General features: G+C 42.1%; 12 protein-coding genes. All 12 read left to right on the forward strand.

Going from position 1 to position 13,288, the window contains the following annotated elements; all coding sequences use genetic code 11:
• The first annotated feature begins 114 nt into the window (after positions 1–114).
• The gene (locus tag ACOQO1_RS05595) at positions 115–930 is read left to right on the forward strand and encodes an SDR family oxidoreductase (protein WP_420601882.1); all 816 of its coding nucleotides are present in this window, start codon (positions 115–117) and stop codon (positions 928–930) included.
• An 11-nt stretch (positions 931–941) separates the two neighbouring features.
• On the forward strand, positions 942–2,123 hold the full coding sequence (uxuA, locus tag ACOQO1_RS05600; protein WP_420602463.1) for a mannonate dehydratase: 1,182 nt from the start codon (positions 942–944) through the stop codon (positions 2,121–2,123).
• A 22-nt stretch (positions 2,124–2,145) separates the two neighbouring features.
• Positions 2,146–3,015 carry an inositol oxygenase family protein gene (locus ACOQO1_RS05605; protein ID WP_420601883.1) on the forward strand — a complete coding sequence of 290 codons (870 nt, stop codon included), beginning with the start codon at positions 2,146–2,148 and terminating at the stop codon, positions 3,013–3,015.
• A 25-nt stretch (positions 3,016–3,040) separates the two neighbouring features.
• Positions 3,041–4,606: a solute:sodium symporter family transporter gene (locus ACOQO1_RS05610; protein ID WP_420601884.1), complete on the forward strand. Its 1,566-nt coding sequence runs from the start codon at positions 3,041–3,043 to the stop codon at positions 4,604–4,606.
• 40 nt (positions 4,607–4,646) lie between these two features.
• Positions 4,647–6,053, forward strand: coding sequence for a glucuronate isomerase (gene uxaC, locus ACOQO1_RS05615; protein ID WP_420601885.1), 1,407 nt, complete (start codon positions 4,647–4,649; stop codon positions 6,051–6,053).
• A gap of 8 nt (positions 6,054–6,061) precedes the next feature.
• On the forward strand, positions 6,062–7,102 hold the full coding sequence (locus ACOQO1_RS05620; protein WP_420601886.1) for a PfkB family carbohydrate kinase: 1,041 nt from the start codon (positions 6,062–6,064) through the stop codon (positions 7,100–7,102).
• An 11-nt stretch (positions 7,103–7,113) separates the two neighbouring features.
• Entirely contained in the window at positions 7,114–7,782 is a 669-nt protein-coding gene (locus tag ACOQO1_RS05625; RefSeq protein ID WP_420601887.1) for a bifunctional 4-hydroxy-2-oxoglutarate aldolase/2-dehydro-3-deoxy-phosphogluconate aldolase, read from the forward strand.
• Positions 7,783–7,784: 2 nt separating this feature from the next.
• The gene (locus ACOQO1_RS05630; protein WP_420601888.1) at positions 7,785–8,768 is read left to right on the forward strand and encodes a TRAP transporter substrate-binding protein; all 984 of its coding nucleotides are present in this window, start codon (positions 7,785–7,787) and stop codon (positions 8,766–8,768) included.
• 5 nt (positions 8,769–8,773) lie between these two features.
• Positions 8,774–9,232, forward strand: a complete 459-nt coding sequence (locus ACOQO1_RS05635; protein WP_420601889.1) for a TRAP transporter small permease — start codon at positions 8,774–8,776, stop codon at positions 9,230–9,232.
• On the forward strand, positions 9,232–10,536 hold the full coding sequence (locus ACOQO1_RS05640; protein WP_420601890.1) for a TRAP transporter large permease: 1,305 nt from the start codon (positions 9,232–9,234) through the stop codon (positions 10,534–10,536). The genes ACOQO1_RS05635 and ACOQO1_RS05640 overlap by 1 nt, the downstream gene beginning before the upstream one ends.
• A gap of 90 nt (positions 10,537–10,626) precedes the next feature.
• Entirely contained in the window at positions 10,627–11,946 is a 1,320-nt protein-coding gene (locus ACOQO1_RS05645; protein WP_420602464.1) for a 3-keto-disaccharide hydrolase, read from the forward strand.
• A 10-nt stretch (positions 11,947–11,956) separates the two neighbouring features.
• Positions 11,957–13,288 (forward strand): Gfo/Idh/MocA family protein, encoded by a 1,332-nt coding sequence (locus tag ACOQO1_RS05650; protein WP_420601891.1) that lies wholly within the window; start codon positions 11,957–11,959, stop codon positions 13,286–13,288.

The following is a 13,288-nucleotide window of genomic DNA, read 5'->3' on the forward strand; positions in this document are numbered from 1 at the left end:
TAATATACAACCTTCATTCATTTTTTATCTTAAGAATTTGCATTCTGCACAACGAATTCATATTTTTATCGTGTGCGCACACGGAATGAATCAACAAGTAACAAAACCTAAATAGTGAAATCAAATTTCGACCTCACCGGGAAGGTGGCATTAATTACTGGCGGAACCGGCGTTCTTGGAAGTGCAGCAGCACTAAGTCTATCTACTGCTGGTGTGAAATTGGCGTTGCTCACAACTAAAAAAAGTAATGGAGATGCTATTAAAAAGGCAATAAAGACCAAAAAGGGAGAAGTCGTGATTTTAGAAGGCAACGTGCTTTCCAAGGTAGCAATGGAAAAAGTCCGCGACGTGGTTTTACAAAAATTCGAACGGTTGGACATTCTTCTAAATATAGCTGGTGGAAATATGCCCGGTGCAACCATTGGTCCAGACCAAACTATTTTTGATTTGGACATGGATGATTTCACCAAAGTGACCGAGTTAAACTTAAATGGTACAGTAATCCCCTCACTTGTTTTTGGCAAGGTGATGGCCGATCAAGGATCAGGAACCATTATTAACTATTCTTCTATGGCAGTGCCAAGGGTACTTACAAGGGTTGCAGGGTATTCCGCTTCCAAAGCTGCTATGGAGAATTTTACGCGTTGGATGGCTGTGGAAATGGCAACCAAGTTCAGTGATAACATCAGGGTCAATGCCATAGCTCCCGGTTTTTTTATCGGGAACCAAAATAGAAGCTTGCTCCTTAATGAAGATGGTTCGTATACCGAACGTGGTGCAGATATCATCAGAAATACACCCATGGGTAGATTTGGGGAAGCGAACGAACTTAATGGCGCCCTGCACTTTTTGTGCAGTGACGCTTCAAAATTTGTGACAGGAGCAGTAATCCCTGTAGATGGAGGATTCAATATTTTTAGTGGGGTATGAAAGAATTACGGATGAAACAAACATGGAGATGGTATGGTCTGGATGACCCCGTTTCTTTGCAGGACATTAAACAAACGGGAGCTACTGGAATTGTTACCGCACTTCACCATTTGGAAAATGGACAGGTTTGGTCCGTTCAAGAAATCACAAAAAGAAAAAACACCATTGAATCTGAAGGATTGGAATGGTCCGTGGTGGAATCCGTTCCTGTGCATGAAGATATCAAAACCCAAAAGGGGAACTTCAAACAATACATAGAAAATTACAAGGAGAGCATTCGAAATTTGGCAAACTGTGGCGTCCAAATAGTCTGCTATAACTTTATGCCTGTTTTGGATTGGACCCGTACTTCGTTGGATTATGAAATGCCAGATGGGTCCAAGGCCCTACTCTTTGAAAAGAATGTTTTTGCCGCTTTTGACCTCTTTATTTTAAAAAGACCAGGCGCGGAAACGGAGTATTCGGTCGAAGAAATATCAAAGGCAAAATCAGCCTGTGAGTTGATGTCCTTAAAAGATATCGCCAAACTTACCAGTAACATCATTGCGGGCTTGCCGGGTGCTGAAGAGGGCTACACTTTAGACAGTTTTCAACGAGTATTGGATACGTACAAAGAAATATCTAAAACCAAACTGCAAGAGCATTTGGTCTATTTTCTTACCGAGGTTGTCCCCGTAGCAGAAGAGGTTGGCGTACTGTTGTGCGCTCATCCGGATGATCCCCCCTTCCCTATTTTAGGGTTACCGCGAATCTTGAGTACGGCCAAAGATTACAAATATATTTTCGACAAGGTCCCTTCACTACATAATGGAATAACTTTTTGCACGGGTTCATTGGGAGTTAGAAAGGATAATGATTTGTCAGAAATCTTTAGACAATTTGCATATCGCGTTCATTTTCTGCATTTTAGAAATGTGACACGTACAGCAGATGGGGATTTTTACGAGGCAAACCATTTGGAAGGAGACACCGATATGTATGAAATGGTAGAACTGGTACTATTGGAGCAACAAAGAAGATTTAAAGATGGCCGAAAAGATGTTCAAATACCAATGCGACCCGATCATGGGCACCAAATGATAGATGACCTCCATAAAAAAACGAACCCTGGATATTCCTGTATAGGAAGATTACGAGGTTTGGCCGAACTGAGAGGATTAGAAATGGGTATAGCAAAATCCCTAATGGACTAACAATAATTCAAAAACTATGGGCATGGAAAAAACAGATAAAAACAATCCCTTAAAATCTTTGGAACATTGGGAAGATGATGTGTTGAAACGTTATCCAGACCCAGATACGCCCAAAAAGGAAAAAGAAGAATTTAGGGACTATGAAAATTCAGAGAGGGTCGATACCGTTCGGGAATTTTACAAACTCAACCACCAATATCAGACCTATGATTTTGTAAACAAGAAGGAAGAAGAGTTTTTGAAATTTGACAAAAGAGAAATGTCTTTGTGGGAAGCTGTGGACTTTCTGAATACTTTGGTTGATGACAGCGACCCTGACATCGATTTAGATCAACTCCAACATTTGTTGCAAACCAGTGAGGCCATTCGAGCCGATGGCCATCCAGATTGGTTTGTACTTACGGGTTTCCTGCATGATGTTGGAAAGGTTCTGTGCCTGTTTGGTGAACCGCAGTGGGCCGTTGTTGGGGACACCTTTCCTGTTGGGTGTAAATTCTCGGACAAAATTGTTTATCCAGAATATTTTGAAACCAATACAGATTCAAAAGATGAACGGTATAACCATAAATATGGGGTTTACGAAGAAAATTGTGGCTTGGACAATGTAAAAATGAGTTGGGGTCACGATGAATACCTCTATCAAATCATGAAGGACTATCTGCCCGAACCCGCTTTATATATGATCAGATACCACTCATTTTACGCACAACATCGTGAAAATGCATATGACCATTTGATGAGTGAGCATGACCATAAGATGTTCGAATGGGTTAAAAAATTCAATCCGTACGATTTGTATTCAAAGGCTCCCGTACCACCTGACACCAAAGCATTAAAACCTTACTATGAAGATTTGGTCGCTAAGTATTTACCCGAAAAATTGAAATTTTAAACCAATAACCTAACCATCCAACCAAATGCTGGCCACCTATTTAGGTTTTTTTGGATTTACCCTTTTCGTAATCATCTACACCACCTATAGATTACGAAAAGACAACTTTAAATCTGCCAAAGGATATTTTTTGGCCGGCAAAAGCCTTACGGGCCCCATTATAGCTGGATCTATGATTCTGACCAACATCTCAACAGAACATTTGATCGGGATGAATGGCAGTTCGTACAAAAATGGAATCATTGTAATTGCCTGGGAGGTGACATCGGCTATTGCATTGGTAATTGCAGCCATATTCTTTATTCCAAAGTTCATTAAAATGGGATTGGCCACCATCCCTCAATTTTTGGAAGAAAGGTATGACGGGCTTACACGTTCCATAGTTGCATTTCTGTTGATGCTGTCCTTTGTTATAACTCTTTTACCCATAGTACTGTATTCAGGCGCAATTAATATTGAAAGTGTTTTTGACTTTTCCACCATGTTTGGGATTGGAAAAGAAAGGGCTATGCTCTTTACGGTCTTTGTGATAGGACTTATTGGTTCTATGTATGCCATTTTTGGAGGACTTAAGGCAGTGGCATATTCAGATAGTTTAAACGGAATAGGACTTTTGCTCGGGGGATTGTTGATTCCTGCCATTGCCTTGTATCAAATTGGCGATGGAAATATTCTCAGTGGATTGGGAACGGTATATGATTTTGCACCTGACAAGTTTGATATTGTAGGAAGTGAGGATTCGGTGATGCCTTTTTCCGTGCTTTTTACAGGTTTAATGATTAACCAATTATACTTCTGGGGAATGAATCAGGCCATCATACAAAGAGCTTTCGGTGCTAAAAATTTGGTAGAAGCCCAAAAGGGATTGATTTATACCGGCATACTCAAACTGTTTGTTCCCTTGATTATCGTATTGCCCGGTTTGATTGCTTATTACTATTTCCAAGATCAATATATAGATACCCCAGATCTAATCTATCCACTTTTGGTCAAAAAGGTGTTGCCAACCTATCTCTTTGGATTCTTTGCCGCGGTGGTTTTGGGTGCGGTGTTGAGTACATTCAATAGTGTGCTCAATTCAGCAAGTACAATATTTTGCTATGATATTTATAAAAAACTGATCAACAAGGAGGTTTCCGATTCAAGATTGGTGTATTACGGAAAAATCACCTCGGTTATCTTGGCTGTTTTGGCTATTGGTATTGCTCCTTTGGTCGCGTATGCACCTGATGGGTTGTACTTTTTGCTTCAAGAGCTTAACGGCATCTTTTTTATTCCCATTTCATCGGTGATCATAGCGGGAATATTCTTTAAGAATATTAACAAGACAGGAGCTAAGACAGGCTTGTTCTTTGGTTTTGCCTTTTACATATTAACCACGTTCATTTTGGATGTGGATATCCATTTTGTGCATCTCTGGGGAATAGAATTTGTGTTGAATTTTATCATTATGTTTTTGGTATCAAGAATGTATCCTGAAGCGGCATATGTTGAAACAAAAGGAAAAGAAGAAAAGCCGTGGCGTTTTGTAAATGCCTTTGGAATAGCGCTGACGGTAGTGACCATATTGATTTATGTGCTACTGTCATGACGGAAACAATAATTAAAAAAGAATAGTCGAGAAGAAATAGATGGGAAAATCATTCATTCATAAAGATTTTTTATTGCAAAACAGTTTTGCTGAGGAACTCTATCACAACCAGGCAAAGGATTTACCCATAATAGACTACCACTGCCATCTTTCACCAGAAGACATAGCAACTGATCGTACTTTCAACAATATCACCGAAGCTTGGATTCATGGAGATCATTATAAATGGCGCGCCATGAGAACTGTTGGAATTGATGAACAGTACATCACAGGAAAGGCCACCGATGAAGAAAGATTCATGGCTTGGGCCAAAACAGTCCCACAAACCATCAGGAACCCATTGTACCATTGGACACATTTGGAACTGGCTCGGTATTTTGGGGAGTTTGATTTATTGAATGAAAATAATGCCCAAACCATTTATAGGTCAACCAGTGAGCAATTGAGATCAAATCATTTTTCATGTAGGTCCTTGCTTTCCAAAATGAAGGTGGAAGTGGTATGCACCACAGAAGACCCGACAGATTCTTTGGAGCACCATCAAAAAATGGCAAAAGAAAATCCAAGCTTGTTTATGGGAACTTCTTTTAGACCCGACAAAGCAATTCTGATAGGTTCCGAAGATTACAATATCTATGTAGATTCCCTATCAGAGGTGTCCAATTTGGAGATTAGCTCTTATAATGATTTATGCGAGGCATTAACCAAGCGAATTGCTTATTTTGATGTCAATGGATGTACTTTATCCGATCATGGATTGGAAAGTATTCCTTTTGAACTCGCAACACATACCCAAGTTTCGACCATTTTCGCCAAAAAGAGAAGTGGAAAACAACTAGATGAAAAAGAAATCAAGCAATTTGAAACAGCTTTGTTGTTATTTCTATCTCAGACCTATAGCGAATATGGATGGGTGCAACAATTTCATTTAGGGCCGTTGCGGAACAACAATTCACGAATGTTGAAGACTCTGGGACCAGATACTGGTTGGGATTCGATTGGTGATTTCTCACAAGCTAAGAACTTATCAAGTTTTTTGGATGCATTGGATTCCAAGAACAAACTGACAAAAACAATCTTATACAATTCCAACCCTGCGGATAATGAAGTTTTTGCTGCAATGATTGGTAATTTTAATGATGGCTCTGTCAAAGGAAAAGTCCAATATGGCTCGGGATGGTGGTTTTTGGATCAAAAAGATGGCATTACCCAACAATTGAATGCCCTTTCCAATGTAGGGCTCATCAGCTGTTTTATTGGAATGTTGACGGACTCTCGAAGTTTTCTATCGTTTCCAAGGCATGAATATTTCAGAAGAGTGCTGTGTAATCTTTTTGGAGAAGAAGTGCAAAAGGGAGAATTGCCAAATGATATGGACTTGATTGGAAAGACCATTCAAAATATCTGTTACTATAACGCAAAAGAATATTTCGATTTTAAAAACTAAAAAATATAATGAAAAAAGTAGTCACCTTTGGTGAGATCATGTTGCGGTTGTCCCCTCCGGGGTTCTTGAGGTTCTCACAGGCCAACAGTTTCGATGTGGTCTATGGCGGTGGGGAGTCCAACGTGGCCGTTTCCCTTGCCAATTATGCCATCCCCGTGGATTTTGTGACCCGTTTGCCAAAAAACGATTTGGGGGAATGTGCAAAAATGGAAATGAGAAAGCGCGGGGTCGGCACCGACAACATCATTTACGGCGGCGACAGGCTGGGCATCTACTTTCTGGAGACCGGGGCCGTTAGCCGCGGCAGCAAGGTGGTCTACGACAGGGCACATTCCGCCATGGCAGAGATAAAACCCGGAATGGTCAATTGGGAAAAGGCCTTCAACGGGGCACAGTGGTTCCATTGGACAGGGATCACCCCTGCCATCTCCCAAGGGGCCGCAGATGCCTGCCTTGAAGCCGTAAGGACTGCCAAAAAAATGGGAATCACCGTTTCCACCGATCTTAACTATCGCAAGAAACTGTGGAAGTACGGCGGGGACAGGGAAAAGATAATGACAGAGCTGACATCTTATTGTGATATCATCCTGGGCAACGAGGAAGATGCCGAGATGCACTTTGGCATTAAGCCAAAGGGATTGGACATCACCACCCAGGGCCACGAGGTAAAGGCCGAGGCGTTTCTGTCGGTGTGCAAACAGATGATGGAGAAGTTCCCCAATGCCAAAAAGGTGATCACCACCCTGAGGGGCTCCATCTCCGCGTCCCACAACACATGGGCCGGGGTGCTCTACGATGGCAGGAAAATGTACGATACCCGCCAATACCAGATCACACACATCGTGGACCGCGTGGGCGGCGGGGACTCCTTTATGGGAGGACTGATCTATGGCCTGCTGACCCACCCCAATGATGACCAAAGGGCCTTGGACTTTGCCGTGGCGGCATCCTGCCTGAAGCACACCATAAAGGGGGATGCGAACCTGGTCACGGTAGAGGAAGTTGAAAAATTAATGGGAGGGGACGCCTCGGGCAGGGTCTCCAGATAAAAAGGACAAAGATGGCACAGTATTCAAGGTTGGAGGTAGCTGCGGCAATGAAGGAAACGGGGATGGTCCCGCTCTTCTACCATTCCGATGTCTCCGTGGCAAAGAAGGTGGTCAAGGCATGCCATGACGGAGGGGCAAGGTTGATGGAGTTCACGGCACGTGGCGATTTTGCCTTCGAGATATTCGGACAGCTGGTCAAGTACGCACAGAGCGAACTGCCGGGGATGATACTCGGGGTGGGTTCCATCACCGATGCAGGGGCGGCTTCACTCTATATGCAGTCGGGGGCCAATTTTGTGGTCACCCCCGTTTTCAGGGAGGACATCGCAAGGGCCTGCAACCGGAGAAAGGTGCTCTGGTCCCCGGGCTGTGGTTCCCTGACAGAGATAGCCCAGGCCGAGGAGCTGGGATGTGAGGTGGTAAAGCTCTTTCCCGGTTCAACCTACGGCCCTGGATTTGTAAAAGCAATAAGAGGTCCCCAACCTTGGACCAATATTATGCCCACGGGAGGGGTAAGCACAGAGGAAGATAATCTTAGGGCCTGGTTCGATGCAGGGGTGACATGCGTGGGAATGGGCTCCAAGCTCATCTCAAAAGAGATCATTGCCAATGAGGATCACAAAGGCCTTCAAAAAAAGGTTAAAGAAACTTTGGAGGTTATAAAAAAACTGAGAGCTTAAAAATGATCAGGAAGAAAACCAAATATCTCTTTTTTGCCGCCATTGCTTTCATGCTCTTCGCATGTAATGAGGTTCAAAACACAAAGACCATTAAACTTGCTCATGGTTTGGATGTGAATCATTCAGTCCATCAAGCATTGGTAAAAATGGGAGAGGATTTGGCCCAACTATCCAATGGCAAACTGACCGTTGAGATTTACCCCAATCAACAATTGGGTACCGAACGGCAAATTATGGAATTGTTGCAAATTGGTAGTCTGGACATGACTAAAGTCTCAGCAGCCACTCTTGAAAACTTCGCGCCAAAGACCAAAGTCCTTGGACTCCCCTATCTCTTTAGGGATCGAGAACATTCTTTTAAAGTATTTGATGGTCCCATAGGCCAAGAATTGCTGAATGACGGTAAAAAATATTGGTTAAAAGGGCTTGGCTTTTACGATGCTGGTAGTCGAAGTTTCTACACCAAAGAAAAGGTGGTGGAACATCCTGATGATTTAAAAGGACAAAAAATACGGGTAATGCCCAGTGTGACAGCTATGGAAATGGTACGAGGATTTGGCGGTTCACCCACACCTATTTCATGGGGAGAACTGTATACCTCTTTACAACAAGGTGTTGTGGATGGGGCTGAGAACAATCCTCCAAGCTTTTATCTATCCAAACACTATGAAATATGTAAATACTACTCCCTCAACGAACATACTTTTTCTCCAGATGTGGTGATTGTAGGCACTCATTTTTGGGATAGACTTACTACAGAAGAACAGAATTGGCTCCAGCAGGCGGTGGATGCTTCGGTCATGTACCAAAGGAAATTATGGGCAAAAGCAGAGGCCGAAGCATTGGATGCCATCCAAAAATCAGGAGTGCAAATTGTAAGGCCCGATAAAGTTCCCTTTTCTGAAAGGACAGGAAAAATATATGACAAGTATCAAAGTGATGAGACTCTTTATCCTTTGATCCAACAAATAAGAGCTGTTAACTAACGAAAATGAGAAAAACCATAGATAAAGTTTTGGGTGGCACATTGATCATTATTATGTCTGTAATGGTCTTAAATGTATTGTGGCAGGTATTTACCCGATTTGTTATGGGCACTCCAAGCTCATTTACCGATGAATTGGCACGATACCTAATGATATGGGTTGGAATCCTTGGAGCCGCATATGCAGCTGGGAAGGATATGCATGTGGCCATTGATGTTTTTCCGCAACGATTCAGCAAGGAAACACAGAAAAAATTATCTGTCACGGTTAAGATTATCGTGATGCTTTTCGCACTTTCCGCAATGGTCATTGGAGGTAGTAGATTGGTTTATGTCACGTACGTTTTGGAGCAGTTGTCACCTGCCTTGCAGATACCATTGGCCTATGTGTATTTGGTAATTCCAATCAGCGGACTTTTGGTTATATACTATAAGATCATGGACATTTTAAACCCCACAGCTTAATGGAATATATCCCTGTCTTAGTATTGATTCTAAGTTTTATTGGTCTTTTGGCCATTGGCACCCCCGTTGCATGGAGCATTTCCATTTCCGCCTTGTTGACCATGCTGGTCAGTATTCCCTTTTTACCTGCAACAACCACGATTGCACAGAGAATGGGAGCTGGATTGGATAGTTTTGCCCTGCTGGCAATTCCTTTCTTTATCCTTGCAGGTAATCTCATGAACAAAGGAGGCATGGCGCATCGGTTGATAGCGTTTGCAAAAACCCTTGTTGGCGCACTACCGGGTGGCCTTGCCTTAATCAATATTGTAGCAGCTATGTTGATGGGTGCAATTGCAGGGTCGGCCATGGCATCGGCATCCGCCATGGGAAGTATTCTTGGTCCTGAAATGGAAAAAGAAGGCTATTCCAAAGAATTTGGTGCTGCGGTGAACATTACATCAGCTACAACAGGATTGGTAATTCCCCCTAGCAACATACTTATTGTATATTCTTTGGCCAGCGGAGGAGTTTCCATTGCCGCACTATTTCTTGCCGGATATATTCCTGGAATCTTGACGGGTCTATTTCTGATGATTGTGGCCATGATCTGGGCAAAAAGAAAGGGGTATGCAAGCAAAGTGGAAAAAGGAAGCGTTGGTATTTCCAAAGTAGTGAAAACATTTATAAGCGCTTTTCCAAGCTTGTTGTTGTTATTTGTTGTCATTGGTGGAATTGTTGCCGGAATATTTACTGCTACGGAAGCCTCGGCTATCGCCGTTTTGTACTCATTGATTTTAGGCGTTATCTATAAAGAAATCTCCCTTAAGAACCTTCCGAATATTCTGTTGGATTCGTCAATCACAACGGCCATTGTGATGTTACTTATTGCAGCATCCATTGGTATGTCATGGGCAATGTCTTACGAAAATATTCCCCAAGCCACTAGCGATGTCTTGTTGGGTATTAGTGACAATAAGTTCGTGGTGCTATTGATTATCAATATCATCTTGCTTTTTGTTGGAATTTTTATGGATATGACCCCTGCAGTGCTCATTTTCACTCCAATTTTCTTACCAGTGGTCACCAAACTTGGTATAGATCCCGTGCATTTTGGTATCATCATGGTACTTAATCTGTGTATTGGACTTTGTACACCTCCTGTAGGATCGGTACTGTTTGTTGGGGTCGGTGTGGCCAAAACCTCAATTCAGAAAGTAATAAGGCCGTTAGTACCACTGTTCCTAGCCATGGTCCTAGCCTTGTTTTTAATAACCTACATCCCACAGCTCACAATGTGGTTGCCCAATTTATTTGATTTATAATAAGAGAACATGAATTATTTAAACTATAGAAAAGTGAAGAACAAACAAAAGATTCCATTTTGGATGCCCCTGATTCTAGTTTTGGCCATAATGGTCAGTTGCGATAAAAAGCCAAAGGATAATACCCCCTGGGTATCCATTTTTGATGGAGAGACTCTTAATGGATGGACAGTAAAAGGTGGCACAGCCGAATATTCGATAGACAATGAGGCTATTGTGGGCAAAACAAAACATAACACCCCAAATACCTTTCTTACTTCGGATAAAATGTATGGTGATTTTATTTTGGATTTAGAGTATTTGGTAGATTCCACAATGAATTCAGGGATACAAATACGAAGTAACAGTATTCCTGGTTACAAAAACGGGCGCGTACACGGTTATCAAGTTGAGATAGATCCTTCGGACCGTGCATGGAGTGCAGGAATTTACGATGAAGGTCTTAGAGGCTGGTTGAACCCTTTGTCCAAAAATGAAGCAGCACAAAATGCTTTCAAACAAAATGAATGGAATCACTACCGGATAGAAGCTATTCGTGATACCATAAAAACATGGATAAATGGTGTTCCTGCAGCCTATCTAATTGATGATGCAACGGCATCTGGATTTATTGGACTGCAGGTGCACAGCATAGGAGAAAAACATAAAGCCGGAACTGAGATACGCTGGAAAAACATTCGAATTCTAACCAATGAACTGGATAAATACAGCACAAAATCTCCTTTGGAACCAGTGGTTACAAAAAACCAACTTACGGAACATGAAGAAAAAGCTGGATGGAAAATGCTTTGGGACGGTGAAACCACCAACGGATGGCGCGGCGCAAAATTGGATCATTTCCCAGAGGCTGGCTGGGTGATTGAAAATGGAGAATTGACCGTTTTAGCCTCTGGAGGTGGAGAATCTGAAGCAGGCGGCGATATAGTCACACAGGATCAATATGACAATTTTGAAGTGAAGTTGGAATTCAAAATCACAGAAGGAGCCAACAGCGGAATCAAATATTATGTAAACACCGATTTGAACAAAGGAGCGGGATCTTCTATAGGTCTTGAGTTCCAAATTTTGGATGATGAACGTCATCCCGATGCAAAACAAGGAAACCATGAAGGGAGCAGAACTTTGGCTTCACTTTATGACCTTATTCAGGCCGACACAACCAAATACGTAAAACCAATTGGTGAATGGAACACAGCCCATATCATTTCAAACAACAATCATGTAGAACATTGGTTGAATGGGACAAAAGTGTTGGAATATGAACGTAAGAGCGATGCCTACAGAAAGTTGGTATCAGAAAGCAAATATGTAACATGGCCACAATTTGGTGAAGCAGATAAAGGGAACATCTTGCTACAAGACCATGGAGATAGAGTGGCCTTTAGAAATATAAAAATCAAACAACTTTAAACCTGATATCATGGGTACAAGAAGAAATTTTATCAAAAAAACAACCGCAGGCACCACAGGGTTGGCCTTGGGAGGAATATTACTGCCCAATACGGGATTTTCTAATATTCTAGGTGCTAATGACCGTTTAAGGGTTGCAGTTATTGGGGTGCGAAGTAGAGCAAAAGCACATTGCATTGCCATACATCAAGATCTCAACGCTAAAATTTTATATAACTGCGATGTGGACGATATCATAATTGAAGAACACAATGCATGGTGTCAAAAGAATCTTGGGTATGTTCCAAAAGTTGAAAAAGATTTCCGGAAAATATTGGAAGATAAAGATGTGGATGCTGTTTTTATAGCCACCCCAGAGCACTGGCACGCCCCTATGTCCATTATGGCCATGCAGGCAGGAAAACACGTTTATGTTGAAAAGCCCTGTAGTCATAACCCGCATGAAAATGAATTGCTGGTGGCTGCCCAGAACAAGTATGGTAAAAAAGTACAGATGGGAAACCAGCAACGATCTGCAGCAACATCTGCTTCGGCAATAGCAGATATTCGAAGCGGGGCCATTGGCGAAGTTTACAAAGGCGAAGCCTATTATTCCAACAATAGGGGTTCCATAGGAAAAGGGAATGAAATTAGCATCCCCAAAACCTTGGATTGGGAGCTCTGGCAAGGACCTGCTCCAAGAGAAAGTTATCGGGATAATATTCACCCATACAATTGGCATTGGTTTCGCACTTGGGGAACGGGCGAGGTTCATAACAACGGTACCCATGAAATAGACATTTGCCGCTGGGCACTTGACGTAGATCTACCATCCTCAGTGACCTCTTTTGGTGGAAAGTATACTTATGATGACGATTGGGAATTTGTGGATAACCAACAAGTGACCTATTCCTTTCCAGGAAATAAATTCATTACTTGGACTGGTCATAGTCGAGGGATCATGAAACCTGAACGCCCTGGAAGAGGTGTTACCATTTATGGAAGTAAGGGAAGCATTGAGTTGAGCAGAAATTTTTATAAATTATATGATCTTGCTGGAAATCCAATTAAATTGGAATTTGAAAAAACACAAAGCGCAACTACCAATACCCAAGGGATTGGAGGGTTGGATGTGGATCATGTAGGCAACTTTTTTAATGCCATTAGAAAGGACGAATCATTGAAATCAGATATTAATGATGCCAGTATTTCTACCATGCTATGTCATTTAGGCAATATGGCGCAAGATGCCGGGCACTCATTGGAAATTGATTCAAAAACGGGAAAAGTGCTCAATGATGACGCCATTATGAAAAAGAGTTGGAAAAGGGAATATGCAAAAGGTTGGGAGCCTAAACTTTAA

The sequence above is a fragment of the Flagellimonas sp. genome, from assembly GCF_965222555.1.
Classification (GTDB): domain Bacteria; phylum Bacteroidota; class Bacteroidia; order Flavobacteriales; family Flavobacteriaceae; genus Flagellimonas.

Coding starts and splice junctions, on each gene's coding strand:
- ACOQO1_RS05610 (WP_420601884.1), top strand. CDS start 3,041: ATGCTGGCCACCTATTTAGGTTTTTTTGGATTTACCCTTTTCGTAATC.
- ACOQO1_RS05635 (WP_420601889.1), top strand. CDS start 8,774: ATGAGAAAAACCATAGATAAAGTTTTGGGTGGCACATTGATCATTATT.
- ACOQO1_RS05620 (WP_420601886.1), top strand. CDS start 6,062: ATGAAAAAAGTAGTCACCTTTGGTGAGATCATGTTGCGGTTGTCCCCT.
- ACOQO1_RS05625 (WP_420601887.1), top strand. CDS start 7,114: ATGGCACAGTATTCAAGGTTGGAGGTAGCTGCGGCAATGAAGGAAACG.
- ACOQO1_RS05645 (WP_420602464.1), top strand. CDS start 10,627: ATGGTCAGTTGCGATAAAAAGCCAAAGGATAATACCCCCTGGGTATCC.
- ACOQO1_RS05630 (WP_420601888.1), top strand. CDS start 7,785: ATGATCAGGAAGAAAACCAAATATCTCTTTTTTGCCGCCATTGCTTTC.
- uxaC (WP_420601885.1), top strand. CDS start 4,647: ATGGGAAAATCATTCATTCATAAAGATTTTTTATTGCAAAACAGTTTT.
- ACOQO1_RS05640 (WP_420601890.1), top strand. CDS start 9,232: ATGGAATATATCCCTGTCTTAGTATTGATTCTAAGTTTTATTGGTCTT.
- uxuA (WP_420602463.1), top strand. CDS start 942: ATGAAACAAACATGGAGATGGTATGGTCTGGATGACCCCGTTTCTTTG.
- ACOQO1_RS05650 (WP_420601891.1), top strand. CDS start 11,957: ATGGGTACAAGAAGAAATTTTATCAAAAAAACAACCGCAGGCACCACA.
- ACOQO1_RS05605 (WP_420601883.1), top strand. CDS start 2,146: ATGGAAAAAACAGATAAAAACAATCCCTTAAAATCTTTGGAACATTGG.